Raw genomic sequence first — 16,738 nt, 5'->3', positions numbered from 1 at the left:
GATATGTTATATTGAAATGGGAGAGATTCTATGCAGGATTTACAGGGAACTATAGAAGATGTAATATTTCAAAATAAGGACAATGGATATGTAGTTGCTAAAATGAAAGAAGGAGAGAACATAGTAACTATAGTAGGCTGTATACCCTATATAACTGAGGGAAAGAATTTAAAGGTCATGGGGGAATGGGTACTGCATCCTCAGTTCGGGCGTCAGTTTAAAGTTAAAGTTTCTGAAGAAATAGTGCCTAATACTATTACTGGTATAGAAAGATATTTAGCTTCAGGAATAATATCGGGCATAGGACCTGTCACTGCAAGAAAAATAGTCAAGAAATTTGGAGAAGATACTCTTCATGTATTAGATGATAACATAGATAGACTAAGGGAAATAGAAGGTATAGGAGAGAAAAAAATAGCTCTAATAGCAGAGTCTTATTCCAGGCAAAATGAGATAAGGAACATAATGATATTTTTACAAACTTATGGGGTAACTCCAAATCAGTGTGTAAAAATACACAAGAAATTTGGAAGTGATTCTGTGCGTAAGGTAAAAGAAAATCCCTATATACTTACGGAAGAAATAGGTGGGATAGGATTTAAAACGGCCGATAGAATAGCTGCTAGTCTTGGAATAGAAAAGAATTCTGATTTTAGGATACAGAGCGGAATAAGGTATGTAGTAAATCAGTTTTGTAGTTTAGGAAATACTTATATGCCCATAGACAGACTTATAAAGGAAGGTAAAGATATACTTGGAGTAACTGAAGAAGAATTAGAAAAGAATATATATGAGAACTCAATAAATGGCAAAATAAAATTAGAAAAATATGAGGATAAACTATGTGTGTTTCCGATGGCATATTACTATTGCGAATTGAGTGTAACCAAAAAGATTTTAACCCTAGCTTTTTCAAATTATGAGAATATAGGCTTTGATGTAAATAAGGAGATTGAAAATTTTGAGAATGTAAATCACATTGAATTTGCACCTTCTCAAAAAGAAGCTATTGAAGGAGCGGTAAAAAATGGTGTAGAAATAATAACAGGAGGGCCTGGTACGGGAAAAACCACAATTATAAATTGTATAATTCAGTTGTTTGAGAAGGCAAATTATAAAGTCCTTATGGGTGCACCTACTGGGAGAGCAGCAAAAAGAATGTCAGAGGCTACTAAAAGAGAGGCAAAAACTATACACAGGCTGCTTGATATGGGAGTAGAAAATGATGAGGAATCCATGTTTTTCTCTAGAGGAGAAGAGTCACCTCTTCAATGTGATGTGGTAATTATAGATGAGGCTTCTATGATAGACATAATGCTTATGAATAATTTATTAAAGGCTATTTCAGTTGGAACCAGACTTGTAATAGTAGGAGATGCCCAGCAGCTGCCCTCAGTGGGACCGGGGAATGTACTCAGAGATTTTATTGATAGTGGCTGTATTAAGGTAGTTAGATTAAAGGAGATATTCAGACAATCCAGGGAAAGCATGATCATAGTGAATGCACATAAGATAAATTCAGGGGAAATGCCTATTTTAAACAGAAAACTAAAGGATTTCTATTTTATAAAATGTAGAGAACCCTCTGCTATAATGGATATACTCATGGGATTGATCGATAGAAGATTGCCAAATTTCAATAAAAAGTGGAATAAAATGCAGCATATTCAGATATTGTCTCCAATGAGGAAGGGGATTTTGGGAGTATCCAACTTAAATTCAAGACTTCAGGAAGTGTTAAATCCAAAATCTTCGGAAAAGAAGGAAAAGAAAATTGGGAATACTGTCTTTAGAGTGGGTGACAAGGTAATGCAGATTAAAAATGATTATACTTTGAAATGGACTGGAATTTCAGAACAAAATCCAGAAGAAGGTATAGGAATTTTTAATGGCGATTTTGGATATATCGAGTGCATAGATGAGGAAAAAAATACATTGACTGTTGTATTTGATGAGGACAAAAGGGTCGTATATGATAGTATGCACTTAGATGAATTGGATTTGTCTTATGCAATAACTATACATAAAAGTCAAGGCAGCGAATTTCCGGTAATTGTTCTTCCAATATTTATGGGGCCTCCTTTGCTGATGAACAGGAATTTATTGTATACTGCCATAACTAGAGCAAAGCAGATGGTGGTATTGGTAGGAGATTTAAGGGCTTTAAGTTTTATGATAAATAACAATAGAAGTTTTGAAAGGTATTCGTTATTAAAATACAGAATAATGGATATAATGGAGAGTGAAACGGATGTTACTTTGGAATAGTACGAATTTTATAAGTAAAATGGAGCAAATAAAGAGTGAAATAGTGAAATGGAATGGGTCTGGAGAACATTTTCTAAGCATTATTTCTGTTCCATACAATTCTTCCGAGTTTTTTATAGATATTATTATAACCTATGTTAGACAAAATAAAAATGTAATTTATATTACGGATGAGAAACCTAATAGAGTTAGTATAATAAAAAATGTAAAAAAATATACGGATTTTAGGAATTATGCCTACATAAAAAAAGAAGGAAACGATATGAATTGTTTACTTGAAGTATGTAGTTTTCATAGTGCGCTTAAATTAGAAAAGAAATTTCAGCTGGTAATATACGATGATATAAATAGCTTTTCGATATACAACAAATATGAGGTAGTTAATTTAATTGATAGACTTACTTATAAACAGGGTAAAGCGATTGTATATTCCATAGAAAATATATTTGAAAATAGCAGAGAATTGTTTTTCCCCATTGGGAGGGAAGGCCCTATAGTAGAACCTAGAACTATACTCACTAGATTTGATATGAATAAGAACATACCATTTGTAGTATATGACTATTTGAAATGGTCTTTAAGTGAAGGTAAGAAAGCAATAATATATGTTCCGGATGAATTTAAAGCAGCAAACGTTTATTCTTATACACATAATTATTGTAAAAATTTATGTAAAAATATCTTGTGCTATACCAAAAAAGAGGAATCCTGTAAAAAATCTGTGAGCAAGTTTTTTGAAATGAAGGATTCAATATTGATAACTGATAGTTTCAAGCAGATTATATCTAATGGCAAAAATTCAAATATAATGGTATATTTTGCTGATAATATGGATTTTAACTACAAAGAATTTGTTTATTTATGTGGGAGTATGAAAAGAGGTGGAAGGAACGTAAAGGGAGAGGTTATATTGGTAGCCAATTTAGAAACGAAAGATATGGAAAAAGCCGGAGATATAACCAGGAACTTTAACAGAGAAGCATGGGATATGGGTTTGTTGAAAATTTAGCTTTTTTGTGGGATTGTGTATTGGGATTGATATACTGTAATGATGAGAAATGTGTACTCTGCAAGAAGGATATATATGACGGTGAAAATATATGTAGGACTTGTAAGGATAATATAAAAATTTGCAGGGATAGATTTCAAATTGAAAGCAACAACTGTCAATTTAACTGTTACAGCAGTTCATATTATTCAGGTGCCATGATGGAACTTATAATAAAATTAAAATATAAGAATTCTTTTAAGTCGGGGGATATAATAGCATCTTATATGAAAGATACAATATGCAACAACAATATACATTTTGATGTGCTGACATATGTTCCCATGACAAGGAAGTCTTTTAAAAAGAGAGGATATAATCAGGGTGAATATTTAGCGAGAACTTTGGGAAAACATTTTAGGAAACCTGTTGTGCATTGTTTAACTAAGACTAAAGATACTATGGATCAAATAGGATTGAGCAGGGAAGAAAGATGGAACAACATATATGGAAGTTTTAAAGTTTACAATAGCTGTTGTATTAAAGGCAAAAGTGTTTTGTTGGTAGATGATGTTTTAACTACTGGAGCCACTGCTTTTTGCTGTGGTTCTGAACTTTTGAAAAATGGAGCAAAAAAAATTAATATATTGACTGGAGCGAAAAGTAGGGTATAATTTTAATAGTTGAGCTAGGTCTGTGGTTGAAAGTCGATGCCAGTCGCAGGCAAAACGATCCACGTAAGTTAAATAAGATATTTAATGAGCATGGTGCGGCTTAGAAGTAAGTCCTGCCGCTGTAAACGCGAGAGGGTTAGTAATGAGAGGATAAATCCGGGTAGTGAAAATTCCAGCAGGCGAGTGTGGGGTCAAAGACCAGGTCAGCTAGCTCGACAATGCACTGATAGTGCGGTATGGCAGTCCTTTATAGACTGTCATATTTCCTTTTTAAAATAAAAATTCCCGACCTAATTGGTAATTATTTTTATTTTGTTCATAGGATGGTAAAATTTATTACAAACAGTTAATAAATATGACACTAAGCTGTAATGGAAACCATATATACTTATAAGTGGTCTAAGGAAATAACCTTAGCGAAAATAAGAATGATTATTTGAAAGGATGAGTATAATGTATGATTTTCCAAATGCTACCATTGCATTTTCAACCAGCACAGAAATAACGTATCACATGAAAATTACAAAAATATAATATATTTTAACCATAGTAGTTATATATACTATATTTAAAGTTAAATTTAACTTTAAATAATTTAATTCAGGAGGTACAAGAAAATGTTAAAGATGAAATACAAAGTAATATCAGCTGCTATGGTTATTGCACCAATATTAAGTACAGGAGTTGCTACAACAGTAAGTGCTGCTCCAGGATATAATGGCCCCGCACCAAAACTAGGAGTTGTTTACAAGTATTCCTATGGGAGTTTCACAGCAAGACTTAATAATCTGGTAGCATCAGGGGTCATAAATTCCTATCAGGAATCTAGAATATTAGCGGTGTATAATTCTACAGGAAATTTCAAAATTGGACTTGATAATTTGGTTGCAGCAAATGTTATAAATAGTTATCAAGAATCAAGAGTATTGGCTATATTTACTTATTCTACATCAGGATATAAACCTGCATCAAGACAAGGGCATAAAACTACGCCTGCATCAAAAAATGTTGGAAATCAAAAAGCTGGCAATAAAGGCGGAGCAATAAATAAAGACAGCGGACATCAGAGTGGCAGTATTAATAGAACTGCTGGAAATAAATCTGGAACTGTAAACATCGGAACACATAAGTAGGATATATGGAATAACATAGGTTGTCAGGTTGGAATCTTAATTTCCAGCCTGACAATAAAACCAGAAAGAGAATTTTTAAGAAAGGTGATTATTATGAGGGATTTAATAAAATATATTCCAGTATTCTTAGAATTGTGGCTTGGGTTAAGTATGGTTGGGATGGTAATTTGCTGTATGGTTGCAAATAACCTAAAGAAAAAACATGAAATGTACTGATTAACCGCTCTATATTAACGATATTAATTAAAACTGTTGACATGCTATTCATGAAATTATAGGATCATAGTATGGATGTTAGACAATGTCTAATATTATATTTAATCTATTAGGAGGAAAAAATAATGAATACTTATTACAATCCAGAGGATTTACTTCAGTTTGGGAACATGGGAGAGGATGCACCTGAAATGTGGAAAAAATTTATGGATTATTATAGCCATGTGTTTGCTGATGGTGCGTTGACAGCTAAAGAAAAAGCACTTATTGCTTTTGGAGTGGCACATGCCATTCAATGCCCTTATTGCATTGATTCCTATACACAGGCACTTCTGGAAATGGGTGTGAATCAGGAACAGATGATCGAAGCCGTTCATGTTGCTGCGGCTATTAGAGGTGGGGCCACATTAGCTCATGGTATGCAGGCAAAGAACGTAATTAAAAAGCTGGAATTATAGAGGAAATGAATATGAAACAGAATTTATATTTGGAACAAATTGATGGAATTCCTCTTTTTTCAGAAAGAGTTAAGGGTCAGAAATTTTGTAGGACAAGGTCCCAATTGGATATCATGCAAGTAAATATTACAAATCGCTGCAATTTATCTTGTAAGCATTGTCACGTGGATGCTGGACCCACATGCACTGAGATCATGAGCCGCCAAACTATGAAGGATTGTCTTCAGGTATTTGAAGAAAATAAATTTTCTGTGCTTGACATTACGGGAGGATCACCTGAGATGAATCCTGATTTTCAATGGTTGATAGAGGAAGCATCAAAAAAAGGAATACATACTATAGTCCGTTCTAATTTGATTATTTTAACAGAAAAAGGTTATACTCATTTGCCTGAATTATACGCTCATCACAATGTGGAAGTTGTAGCCTCTTTGCCGTACTACTCAGAAAAGGATACCGACAGGCAAAGAGGCATTGGAGTTTTTAAAGCATGTATTGATATGCTGCGAAAATTTAATCAATTGGGATATGGTAAAACACCGGATTTGGTGTTGAATCTAGTATACAATCCTGGGGGTGCTTTTTTACCACCAAAACAAGATAGCTTGACTCTGGAATATAAGAGAAAATTGATGGAACAATATGGAATAACATTTAATAAACTGTATACAATTACAAACAGCCCTATTGGCCGATTTGGTAAATTTTTAGAGAGAAGCGGCAATTTGAAACCTTACATGAATCGCTTGTGGTCTGCTTTTAACCCTGAGACACTGGAAAATATGATGTGCCGTAATCAGCTATCCGTAGGATGGGATGGCCTGTTGTATGACTGCGATTTTAATCAGGCACGAGGATGGACAGCAGAGAGCAAACACCAAATTCAAGATTTAAAGGGGAAGTCTGTGGCTGCTCGAAAAATTGTTTTTGGAGATCATTGCTATGCTTGTACAGCTGGCAGTGGTTCTAGCTGTGGAGGAACTATTGCTTAAATGCTGACAAATATAGCAGATAAATTTGTTCAAAAACGGGGAGGAAATGCCGATGAGAGAAAATGAAGTTGTAGAATTGTTTGAACAAGGTTTTGACTGTGGACAGGTAGTGCTGAGCAATTTTGCAAAAGAACTGGGTATTGATGTAAAACAGGCAAATAAAATTGCTGCCAGCTTTGGCGGGGGCATGTTCTCCGGAGAAACCTGCGGTGCAGTTATTGGTGCGTTGATAGCAATTGGTCTTAAATATGGTCATTATTTGAAGAATACCCCCGACGTCAAAAATCAAAATGTAGCTAAAGTAACTGAATTCAGGAAAAAATTTTTAATGAGATATAATTCTACAGTTTGCAGGGAATTATTGGGATATGACATCAGTAAACCAGAGGAAATGAAAATTATTCTGGAAAAGGGATTGCTCTTGAGTTTTTGCCCGAAATTAACAGTTTATGTTACAGAGATTTTATCTGGGATATTATCGGAAGATGTACAATAATGTAGAAAAAATAAATTTTTTAGAACAATTAATGTTTATTTTGAATTCATTGAGAATATATTATAAATTGCTGCTGGCTTATGGCCAGCAGTTTACAATATTTCCATGTTAAAATATAGTTTCAATTATATTCTACTGATCATACACATTCCTGTTACAGCACCCCAATCCAATAGTGTTAATGATTGTGTTCCAAAGTACGGGCTTATAAATGGTAGATATATTATACTTAGCAGCATAGCCATGGAAGAAGCAACTCCAATGTTTATATACCTATTGGACAATGCAGGTTTATTTCCCCTACAATCGTATAGGTTTAAAAATTGAGAACAGATTAGATTGGAAAAAGCTAAAGTCCGAGCTTTATTTAAACCTGCTCCCAAAATCAGAGATCCTTCGAATATTGCAAAGGTAGTTAAACCTATTCCAAGACCCCTTCTGGCAATTTGTAACCCTAGTTTTTTGCTGATCAAAGGTTCATATCTTTTCAAAGGTGACGAATTCATCACGTCATCACTGGATGGTTCTGTAGTTAAAGCAGAACCTAAAATACTTTCTGAAATTAAATTTGTCCATAGTATTTGTATAGAAATAAGAGGTAGTATTCCTCCTACAGTAGAGGCTAGGGCAATGGCAATTATTTCACCAAGATTACCTGCCAACAGATACTTCATGGAATTTTTTATATTATTGTTGACAGCTCTTCCTTCTTCAATAGCTTTTACTATTGTACAAAAATTGTCGTCAACAAGAGTTATGGAGGCAACATCTTTAGCTACGTCACTTCCATTATTTCCCATAGCTATACCTATGTTGGCTTCTTTAATAGCAGGGGCATCATTAACACCGTCACCTGCCATAGCGACTACATATCCAAATCGTTTAAAAGCCTTTACGATTCTATGCTTCTGCTCGGGAGAAGTTCTTGCAAAAATTTGTACTTTACAAATTTTACAGTCTAATTCCTCATCTGTTATATTTTCCAGTTCGTTTCCTGACATAACCAGGCCATTGGTTAATAGACCTAACTCTCTCCCTATGGCAGCTGCGGTGTTTTTGTGATCACCTGTGATCATGACAACTTTTATGCCTGCTCTGTGACATTTTTTTATACAATCTTTGACACCTTTCTTTGGTGGATCCTCCATTCCAACTATCCCCAGGAAGACGAAATTATTATCGACGTTTTCAGAACCTTTACAGTTAATTTTCTTATATGCAAAAGCTAAAACCCTGAGAGCATTTTTCCCCATTTCATCGCCTATTGACATAAGTCTCTCTTTATCCGTTGACGTTAGAAGCCTTTCTATTCCATTTTCATAAATAGTTTTACATTTTTCGATAACAGAATCCAGCGAACCTTTACAAAAGGCATTTTTACCTTCTGACTTCTCTATTATTACGGTCATGAATCGTCTGGAACTATCAAAGGGAATTTCCTTTATACGGGGATTAAAATTTCTGAGCATATTTTCATCTAATCCCAGTTTACGGGCGGCGGTTATTAAAGAACCCTCTGTTGGATCACCCTGCACAGCCCATTTATTGTTGTTTCTTACTAAGAATGCATTGTTGCAGATTACTCCAACAGCTAACAGTTTTTTAAGGCAGTTTTCTCCTGTAGGATTTCCATCGATAAGATTGATACTGCCTTTGGGGTTGTAGCCTGAGCCAGTTACATCATACAGGCATCTGTCCGTGTAAATTCTTCTAACTGTCATTTCGTTCATGGTAAGAGTTCCGGTCTTGTCACAGCAAATTACATTAGTGGAACCCAATGTTTCCAGGGCGGTCAGTTTTCTTACAATGACGTTTTGCTTACTCATTCTTTGTATTCCCAAAGCCATGGCAACGGTGACAATAGCTGGAAGGCTTTCAGGCAGAGCTCCTATAGAAAAACTTACTGACATGGTTAAAACCTGGACAAGACTTTTACCGGCAAGCAGGGCACCAAAACCGATAAATGCACAGCAGGCCAGGCATATTTTGGTTAAGTTGGCAGTAAAATTTTGCATTTTTATCTGGAGAGGAGTTGCCTGGGATTTTATGTTTTGAAGCATTGCAGCAATCTTTCCTATCTCAGTATTCATTCCTGTGGCCACTACAATTGCTTTACCTGTACCGCAAATAACGTTAGTTCCCATAAACAGCATGTTGTGTCTATTGCCAAGTTCAGTGTATTTATGACATAGATCAGCGGATTTAGTTACAGCAGTGGATTCGCCAGTTAGTGATGCTTCAGTGGCCTTTAAATCGTAGCATTCAATTATTCTGGCATCGGCTGGTATTTTATCTCCTGCCTGAATTAAGATTATATCACCTGTAACTAAATGCTTGGCATCTATATAAGTTTCATGTCCATTTCTAAGTGTTCTAGCTTTATGCACCATTACATCCTTTAGAGAATACATGGATTTCTCTGCCTTATGCTGTTGGGCAGTCCCAAGTACCGTTTCAATGAATACTATACTGAGTATAGCTATGGCATCTGGAATCTGTCCCAAGATAAATGAAACTGCACTGACTCCAAGGAGTAATTTTATTGAAAAATTATTGAAACTTTCCAAAATTTTAGAGATTAGCGAACTTCTTTTTTTCTCTGATAGCACATTTAATCCAAGCTCTTTTATTTTTTTTGATGCCATTTTACTGGTCAGACCGTATTTGAGGTTCGCATTCAGCATAGTCTCAATTTGATCTTTATCCATTGTATGCCATGGTGTTAAGTTGTTAATTGTTGAAACATTTGATATTGGTGTATTATCTTCAAAACCAATTGGCAGAGCTGTTTCTTCATTTATATTATTGATTTTAATTATGTTGGAATCATGAATAACTTTAGTTTTTTTTATATAAATATTGATCTGTTTTTCGATGTATCTCTCTGATACTATATCTTCATCAAATAAGATCAATACTTTACCAGTTATGGTATTGGCTTTGGCTAATTTTACTCCTTTTATAGACATGATATATTTAGTTATTGGAGATACCGCCGATTGGTTTCTATAAACAGATTTAATTGGTATCCTTATTCTTTTATATAAAAAATCATAGTCGTCCATACGATTTTTGATATTATTATTTGAATGAAGCACTCTGTTACATCTACCTTTCCCATTTGTAAACTGCTGAATTGATTTATTTTGGATTACTTAATTATATTTTCCGATAAAATTATAAATTATTCCTTGATTTTTACTTTAACGTTGGTTTAACATTTGCTTTATGTCCAGTTTACTTTTGAGTAATAAAATAATAAAAACGGATGTTGAATTTAAATAGATATTATTTAATGATAGAATCTTTTGTGAATTGTAATAGGAGGATACTATGAAGGGTTCACATTTTTATTCCCAAAGCAATATAAGTGAACTTGAAATGTCTTGTATTTTACTAGTGGAAAGAGAGCTGGATATATTTTTTTCTGTCCATATGAAACAAGCAGTTGTCTATTCTCGGATGCTGGCTGATAATTTGACGTTACACGGGGAAAAGAACTTTGCAGAAGGAGTATTGTCGGATTGCCAGGTTAAAGAGTGCATAGAGAGTATATTATCTAAGGTCAATATGGAAATTGTTAAAAATATGGGATATTTGCATTTGAGTGCTGTATCAATAGGATCAATAGAAGACTATTATGTTGATCTTCTTGGGGGGACGATTAATAGTATTGAAATTACTCAAATAACATCTAGAATTTGCGAAGATATTATAGATCTTAGTATATCATGTATTTTAAATAAAATATGCTGGAGTAGTGTAGTAAAGGAAATGCTAAAAAAGAGCATTTCAGGTAAAAATATATTAAGCAAAAATAACCTGGCAAATCAAAAGAAAAAACATCAAGAATTAATATACAATCAAATAAAGGGGTTGTTGATAAATGTAAGGGTAAATTTAAAAAATGAATTAATTAAAGCCTTCATTATGAGTATAAATAACATTGAGAATATACTTGATGCACGTAACTTAAAATCTGCAAGTTTTTAAATAGAATTGTTGAATAAAAGCCGATGATGTGAGAAGAAACTTTGTTTTATCAGAGCTTCTTTTTATTTGGTTTATTCTCAAGGAGAAATTGTTATAATTATGTATTATTAAAGAAAAATTGTGAATAATAAACTTGATTATAATCTTTAGAAAGAGGTTGATTGGAAATGAATAACGATAATAATGAAGCTCATGTAGAAGAATTACAGAAAAAGATGCAGCAGAAATTGGATGCACTTGAACAAAAATATAGTCAAATAAGTACCCAGATGCAGAAACTTCAGGATGATAGATCTGATTTGAAAAATAATATTAAAACTATGAATGATAGATTTCAACAGATTAATAAAAATGTAGAAGATATATTATCTAAACTTGACAATATTGGTGACAATAATAAGAACGTGGATGACGAAAAAACAGATTTTTCAGTAGGGAAAGCACTTTTCAGCCCCCTGCGAAAGTTAACAGTGGGCGCTGTAGGTTCAGTTCTTGCAGTGATAGACAAAACTGCTGAATTGGCTTGTGGAGCAAAAGAAGAATTTGAGGATATAGTGGCAGAAGCGCAATATCAGCGCAAAAGAAAACGTAAGACCTCAATGGATGAGGCATAGGACTTGAAATGGGTGCTGCAGGAATTGATATAATAAAAATTATCTCCTCACTTCCAGGAAGAGTCAGAGTCAATGTAAAGGGTTTACTGAAAAATGAGCAAAGGATACTCAGGGTAAGAAGTGGATTGACTAGATATGATAGTATATTGTCTTTTCATGTGAGTAAAAATACAGGAAATGTTCTTATATATTATAATGAGAATGAAATTGACGAGAACAAAATAGTGGTTATAATAGAAAAAGCTTTTAATGGTCCAGAAGTAGCAGCTGTTGAGAATATAGATAAGAGCTCTCTGCTAAAGACTCTAATTGATGCAGTAAATCCTTTCTTTTTATTTAAAAAAAAGCTTTCAGAACAAGTATATAGAGATGAATACAGTATCTCCAGTAAAATATTAAAAATTTCAATGGGCATAGCAGCTATTGTATTTGTGTTTACTGGTAATGTTATCAATACTATTTCTATATTTGTATTGAGTTATCCAGGAATTTTGTTTGGCGTAAGGGCATCCTCCTATTACTATGCGTCGGTTAAATTGAATATGGAAAATATATATTTGAAAGATAACACTTCAATGAGTTTCCTCAGTAATGTTAATACTTTGTTAATAGAAGATGACATCTTTAGAAATGGATTCAATGAACGGGATATGGACATTATGAATTTAAACGAATATGAAATACAAAAGCTAGTCATATTGGGGAAATTAGATGATCCAATTAATGATAACATGAAATTGATTATAGATAATATACGTATGTTGGGAATTAACAATATATTTATAATTGGAAACAGTGAAGATGGTATTATACGTTATATTGGCTATGTATTGGGAATAGAAGTATTGGATAAAAATGACCTGGATGGAAAGAAAAATTGTCTGATAACTGATAAATCTGATAGTAATACTATTCTAATAGTTACAGGGAAATTCCCTGAAAATGAATTGAGCTATATGTGCAGTGATTGTGTTATATGTTTGTACAATGAATTGAGTAGCTTAAAGGCAGATATTAATTTGAAATATTCTAGTATGGATAAATTGATTTTGTTAATAAAATTGGGTTATTTTTGCAGGGAGGTAAATGTTCAAGTTGAAAATACAGCAATTACATTGAACATATTGGGAATATTACTTGCAGTATTGAATTATTTAACGCCTTTATATTCTATAATCTATTATATTTTAAATACTTTGCTTATGGTTTTGATTTTAAAATTGAAATTTGATTTTTATGAAAGTTTCAATAAAATACCCTACATTAAATTACGTTATTTGACGAACTAAAATATTTATATACAAGGAGCTTTATATATGGAAAACAATGCAGATATTTCAGCTAATGCAATTTTAATAAATGATAGCTTAAATAGAGCTGAAGCAGTTTTACAGGACTTATTGATTTTTAGTCTAGAGGAAATTAAGAATAATCCTTCATCTGAGGAAAAGATATTATCATTATGGTCTGAATCCATAACGGATTTGGGCAACTTTTTCTTTCAAGAGTGTCAAAAAGTGAATAATAAGAGATTGTATAAACATGTAATGAGGTCGTTGATGTTTAAACGCTGATAAGTGTAATTGTAATCAGAAGGCAGAGTGAAAAAGTTAACAATTTTTAGTGCTGCAAGGAGGATGAATTTTAAAGTTGAGGGAATTGAGTGTGTTACCTGGAAGAGTGAGATTTAAATGTGATGAAGCATATTTAAACAAGGGATTGGCAAAATATATTGATATATATACAGAAGGTCTGTATGGAGTAGAATACAGTAAGGTAAATTATAATATTGGAACTATTCTGGTTTTGTATGATGAAAAAAAGACCGATCTTAAGTCAATTAAAAATAGTATTGAGCAGACACTGACTTCTGAAATAAATTATAATGATGAAATTTTCAAAGCCTATGATTCATACTACAATATTAAAAATAAAAGGAATATTGTTAAAAATAATTTTATAAGATCCACTCTAGTATATTTATTTTTTAAAATTAAACAGCTTCTGTTTGGAAAATTTTTTTTAAGCGGGAGTCTTGCTATGGTAGAAATGGCCTCTCTTGTAACAATAGTAGGTGGATATTCTGTATTTAGGAGTGCTTATAATAGGCTCGCAGGGCGCATATATCCTCATCCAGATGTTTTTCTAAAGTTAGCCGGTCTGATTTTGACTATTTCTAGAGAAAGTACAGAAGGTTTATTTTTGATTTTGATGACTGATTTTACAGATTATATAAAAGTGTCTGCGGATTTAAAGTGCCAGTGCCTGTTGAGAAAGAGTACAGCTAATCCTCCCAATACAGCCTGGATTGTTACAGGTGATGGCAATGAAATATTGACTTCAGTTAAATCATTGGAAGTAGGAGATACTATATTAGTCCATAAAGGGGAAGTTATTCCTGTAGATGGAAAAGTTCTGGAGGGAAGAGCTGCAGTAAATAGTTTTTACTATACGGGACAGCCTCTTGTATCTTTAATAGAAGAAGGCAGCAAAGTATATGAAGGGATTGTTGTGATATCTGGAGAACTGAAAGTTCGAATATCGAGATTAGCTGAACCTCTTGAGAAAGAGGATATTTCTATTGATAAGCTGAATTTAAGAAAAAGTGTTATAAGATATCAGGAGAGGGCGCTGCCTGCTGCGATGGTATTGTCAGCCTTAAACTATGTGTTTACAGGTGACATATTAAATGCACTGTCGATAATATTGCTTTTGTGCCCGGCATCCTCAGAATTGGCATTGAGTACGGCAATAAAGAATTATGTACATTGGCTGAGTAAGTATGACATATATATTAAGAATCCCAACACTCTCGAAAAAATTATCAATATCAATAGCTTAGTTTTTGATAAAACGGGAACTCTTACTTATAAGAACATGAGCATTGCCCATATTGAATCCTTTAATGAAAATTACACAATTGAGGACTTGTTGAAAATATGTTCTGCCTGTGAAGGCGAAAGCTGTGAAGAGATTCCGAATATTTCTCAAGGTATATCGATGGAAACAAGTTTTTATGAGGCAGAGGGAAAGCTGGAAAAAATAGTTTTATTACCTTCGAAAGGAATAAGTACGAGATATAATGGCCATAAAGTATTGATTGGAGATAATGGTTTTCTTAAGGAAAATAATGTTGATTTAAATGATGTTCTGGAAAGGTACGCATATTATGAAGGCGGCCTATACAGTCCTATGCTTGTGAGTATAGATAATGTAGTAGCAGGTCTGATTGTGATGAAGGAAGCTATACGAAAAGGTGCTTGCGATTTGATCAATAAGCTTGAATTCAATCATGTGGAGAACATATCTTTAGTAACAGGTGACTGTTGTGAGAAAGGTAGATATATTGCCGATAAATTGGGAATAAAAAATGTCTATGGCGGTTGTAATAGTGAAGAAAAGCTTCAAATTATATTAGATCAGAAATCTCAGGGGACTGTTATGATGGTTGGAGATGGAATAAATGATATTATGGCAATGAGAGCCGCAGATATAAGTGTGAGCTTTGCAAACTATTCCAGTAATGAGATTAAATTTAATTCAGATTGTATTATCTTTGATGAGGATATTAATAAATTAGATGATCTAATAATGCTATCTCAGAATGCATACAGAGTCATACAGCAAAATATTACAATGTCAAATTTATTTAATATTTTTTTAGGAACTATTGCTTTTTTCGGGAAATTCGATATATTTTCTGCAAAGTCAATAGATACAATAAATTCTATTTTGGCTTTAGTCATGAATGAAAGAGTCAGGTTGGGTCCGAGATTGTTAAAATAATAGATGCTTTTTAAAAGATCCATCAATTACCTAGAATAATTTTTGCAGTAATGTACAAACTGTAATTGTAAGCAGTAAAATTTACTATAAAAAGGAGTGTGTATTATGGCATATAGTAATAAACCAGTAGTTCCACAAGCTAAAGAAGCTTTAAATCAATTTAAAATGGAATCAGCAAAAGAGGTTGGAGTAAACTTGAAAAATGGGTATAATGGAGATCTAACAGCTAGAGAAGCTGGTTCAATAGGTGGAAATATGGTTAAGAAAATGATAGAAGCATATGAGCAAAATTTAAGGTAGATCTGATGAAAAAACCTGTACTTTATATAAAGTACAGGTTTTTTTATGTGAATTTTTAATAGAAGTTCTATAAATGTTTTAATTTAAGCATGAATTTTATTTGAAGTGAAATTGTTTAAATAGGTAGCTATTGTAATTTATAATTAGTAGTATTACAATAATATTAACAAATAAAAGTATATTGATTCTAAACATACTCAATCAGTTTAGAATAACTATAGGAAAGGGGCTGAAAATATGAAAATAATTGTAACTGGAAAGAATATGGTGATAACTGATGCATTGAAAAATGTTGTGAGAAAAAAATTATCTAGGCTTGATAAGTATTTCAACCCTGATGTAGAGGCTCATGCTACATTAAGTGTACAGAAAAACAGGCAAAAAATCGAAGTAACCATTCCCTTTAATGGAGTTATACTAAGAGGCGAAGAAGAAAATGGAGATATGTATGCTTCAATAGATCTGGTTTTAGATAAATTAGAAGGACAAATACGCAAGCAGAAAACAAAGCTTTTGAAAAGAAACAATTCTGAATCTCTAAGATTTCAATTTATACCAAATGATGCAGAAGAAAACGAAGAAGAACATAAAATAGTAAGAACTAAAAAATTTGCAGTGAAGCCTATGTCGTCAGAGGAGGCAGTACTTCAGATGGAGCTTTTAGGCCACAGCTTTTTTGTATACAGGGATGCTGAAAATGGGGAAGTAAATGTAGTTTATAAAAGACGGGATGGAAATTATGGTTTAATAGAACCTGAATTTTAGATTATTACTGGAGGGGAAGCAGGAGCTTCCTCTTCTTTACACTTTAAAATACAGC

At 33.1% G+C, this 16,738-nt stretch carries 15 protein-coding genes; 14 read left to right on the top strand and 1 reads right to left on the bottom strand.

Translation table 11 applies throughout. The features are described 5' to 3' along the window. The first annotated feature begins 30 nt into the window (after window positions 1–30). The 7 genes from ACFHWD_RS04820 to ACFHWD_RS04790 all read left to right on the top strand — a co-directional run bounded on the left by ACFHWD_RS04820 (window position 31) and on the right by ACFHWD_RS04790 (window position 7,225). Window positions 31–2,268, top strand: coding sequence for an ATP-dependent RecD-like DNA helicase (locus ACFHWD_RS04820; RefSeq protein WP_150358609.1), 2,238 nt, complete (start codon window positions 31–33; stop codon window positions 2,266–2,268). Continuing rightward, on the top strand, window positions 2,252–3,277 hold the full coding sequence (locus ACFHWD_RS04815; protein ID WP_179978121.1) for a hypothetical protein: 1,026 nt from the start codon (window positions 2,252–2,254) through the stop codon (window positions 3,275–3,277). Before ACFHWD_RS04820 ends, ACFHWD_RS04815 begins: the two co-directional genes overlap by 17 nt. Beyond that, a complete protein-coding gene (locus ACFHWD_RS04810) occupies window positions 3,250–3,930 on the top strand; it encodes a ComF family protein (RefSeq protein WP_150358607.1) in 681 nt (226 codons plus the stop codon). The genes ACFHWD_RS04815 and ACFHWD_RS04810 overlap by 28 nt, the downstream gene beginning before the upstream one ends. Before the next feature lie 617 nt (window positions 3,931–4,547). Next, window positions 4,548–5,063, top strand: a complete 516-nt coding sequence (locus tag ACFHWD_RS04805; RefSeq protein WP_179978120.1) for a hypothetical protein — start codon at window positions 4,548–4,550, stop codon at window positions 5,061–5,063. Between the two features lie 341 nt (window positions 5,064–5,404). Continuing rightward, window positions 5,405–5,737, top strand: coding sequence for an arsenosugar biosynthesis-associated peroxidase-like protein (locus ACFHWD_RS04800; protein ID WP_150357897.1), 333 nt, complete (start codon window positions 5,405–5,407; stop codon window positions 5,735–5,737). 11 nt (window positions 5,738–5,748) lie between these two features. Then, window positions 5,749–6,729, top strand: coding sequence for a radical SAM/Cys-rich domain protein (arsS, locus tag ACFHWD_RS04795; protein ID WP_378060871.1), 981 nt, complete (start codon window positions 5,749–5,751; stop codon window positions 6,727–6,729). A gap of 52 nt (window positions 6,730–6,781) precedes the next feature. Then, on the top strand, window positions 6,782–7,225 hold the full coding sequence (locus tag ACFHWD_RS04790; protein WP_150357895.1) for a C-GCAxxG-C-C family protein: 444 nt from the start codon (window positions 6,782–6,784) through the stop codon (window positions 7,223–7,225). A 125-nt stretch (window positions 7,226–7,350) separates the two neighbouring features. On the opposite strand, the gene ACFHWD_RS04785 is transcribed toward ACFHWD_RS04790, so the two are convergent. Further along, window positions 7,351–10,323 carry an HAD-IC family P-type ATPase gene (locus ACFHWD_RS04785; RefSeq protein WP_378060868.1) on the bottom strand — a complete coding sequence of 991 codons (2,973 nt, stop codon included), beginning with the start codon at window positions 10,321–10,323 and terminating at the stop codon, window positions 7,351–7,353. Between the two features lie 235 nt (window positions 10,324–10,558). On the opposite strand from ACFHWD_RS04785, the gene ACFHWD_RS04780 reads away from it, so the two are divergent. The 7 genes from ACFHWD_RS04780 (at window position 10,559) to hpf (ending at window position 16,683) form a co-directional block, all read left to right on the top strand. Beyond that, complete coding sequence (locus tag ACFHWD_RS04780) at window positions 10,559–11,218, top strand: hypothetical protein (protein WP_179978118.1); 660 nt, start codon at window positions 10,559–10,561, stop codon at window positions 11,216–11,218. Between the two features lie 167 nt (window positions 11,219–11,385). After that, window positions 11,386–11,832 (top strand): hypothetical protein, encoded by a 447-nt coding sequence (locus ACFHWD_RS04775; protein ID WP_229980668.1) that lies wholly within the window; start codon window positions 11,386–11,388, stop codon window positions 11,830–11,832. 8 nt (window positions 11,833–11,840) lie between these two features. Beyond that, on the top strand, window positions 11,841–13,121 hold the full coding sequence (locus ACFHWD_RS04770) for an HMA2 domain-containing protein (RefSeq protein WP_179978117.1): 1,281 nt from the start codon (window positions 11,841–11,843) through the stop codon (window positions 13,119–13,121). Between the two features lie 27 nt (window positions 13,122–13,148). Next, window positions 13,149–13,406 (top strand): hypothetical protein, encoded by a 258-nt coding sequence (locus ACFHWD_RS04765; protein WP_150357892.1) that lies wholly within the window; start codon window positions 13,149–13,151, stop codon window positions 13,404–13,406. A gap of 76 nt (window positions 13,407–13,482) precedes the next feature. Beyond that, window positions 13,483–15,618 carry a cation-translocating P-type ATPase gene (locus ACFHWD_RS04760; RefSeq protein WP_179978116.1) on the top strand — a complete coding sequence of 712 codons (2,136 nt, stop codon included), beginning with the start codon at window positions 13,483–13,485 and terminating at the stop codon, window positions 15,616–15,618. Window positions 15,619–15,723: 105 nt separating this feature from the next. After that, the gene (locus tag ACFHWD_RS04755; protein WP_106008317.1) at window positions 15,724–15,918 is read left to right on the top strand and encodes an alpha/beta-type small acid-soluble spore protein; all 195 of its coding nucleotides are present in this window, start codon (window positions 15,724–15,726) and stop codon (window positions 15,916–15,918) included. A 237-nt stretch (window positions 15,919–16,155) separates the two neighbouring features. Beyond that, window positions 16,156–16,683, top strand: a complete 528-nt coding sequence (gene hpf / locus ACFHWD_RS04750; RefSeq protein WP_150357890.1) for a ribosome hibernation-promoting factor, HPF/YfiA family — start codon at window positions 16,156–16,158, stop codon at window positions 16,681–16,683. Window positions 16,684–16,738: the final 55 nt, after the last annotated feature.

It is taken from the genome of Clostridium sp. MT-14 (assembly GCF_042436595.1).
In the GTDB taxonomy this organism is placed as follows: Bacteria; Bacillota; Clostridia; order Clostridiales; family Clostridiaceae; genus Clostridium_B; species Clostridium_B aromativorans.
The sequence above is the reverse complement of the archived record's forward strand: the minus strand, read 5'-3'. Positions and strand labels throughout refer to the sequence as shown.

What these genes read in the sequence shown, in the direction of transcription:
- ACFHWD_RS04820 (WP_150358609.1), top strand. Translation starts at nt 31, where the DNA reads ATGCAGGATTTACAGGGAACTATAGAAGATGTAATATTTCAAAATAAG.
- ACFHWD_RS04815 (WP_179978121.1), top strand. Translation starts at nt 2,252, where the DNA reads ATGTTACTTTGGAATAGTACGAATTTTATAAGTAAAATGGAGCAAATA.
- ACFHWD_RS04810 (WP_150358607.1), top strand. Translation starts at nt 3,250, where the DNA reads ATGGGATATGGGTTTGTTGAAAATTTAGCTTTTTTGTGGGATTGTGTA.
- ACFHWD_RS04805 (WP_179978120.1), top strand. Translation starts at nt 4,548, where the DNA reads ATGTTAAAGATGAAATACAAAGTAATATCAGCTGCTATGGTTATTGCA.
- ACFHWD_RS04800 (WP_150357897.1), top strand. Translation starts at nt 5,405, where the DNA reads ATGAATACTTATTACAATCCAGAGGATTTACTTCAGTTTGGGAACATG.
- arsS (WP_378060871.1), top strand. Translation starts at nt 5,749, where the DNA reads ATGAAACAGAATTTATATTTGGAACAAATTGATGGAATTCCTCTTTTT.
- ACFHWD_RS04790 (WP_150357895.1), top strand. Translation starts at nt 6,782, where the DNA reads ATGAGAGAAAATGAAGTTGTAGAATTGTTTGAACAAGGTTTTGACTGT.
- ACFHWD_RS04780 (WP_179978118.1), top strand. Translation starts at nt 10,559, where the DNA reads ATGAAGGGTTCACATTTTTATTCCCAAAGCAATATAAGTGAACTTGAA.
- ACFHWD_RS04775 (WP_229980668.1), top strand. Translation starts at nt 11,386, where the DNA reads ATGAATAACGATAATAATGAAGCTCATGTAGAAGAATTACAGAAAAAG.
- ACFHWD_RS04770 (WP_179978117.1), top strand. Translation starts at nt 11,841, where the DNA reads ATGGGTGCTGCAGGAATTGATATAATAAAAATTATCTCCTCACTTCCA.
- ACFHWD_RS04765 (WP_150357892.1), top strand. Translation starts at nt 13,149, where the DNA reads ATGGAAAACAATGCAGATATTTCAGCTAATGCAATTTTAATAAATGAT.
- ACFHWD_RS04755 (WP_106008317.1), top strand. Translation starts at nt 15,724, where the DNA reads ATGGCATATAGTAATAAACCAGTAGTTCCACAAGCTAAAGAAGCTTTA.
- hpf (WP_150357890.1), top strand. Translation starts at nt 16,156, where the DNA reads ATGAAAATAATTGTAACTGGAAAGAATATGGTGATAACTGATGCATTG.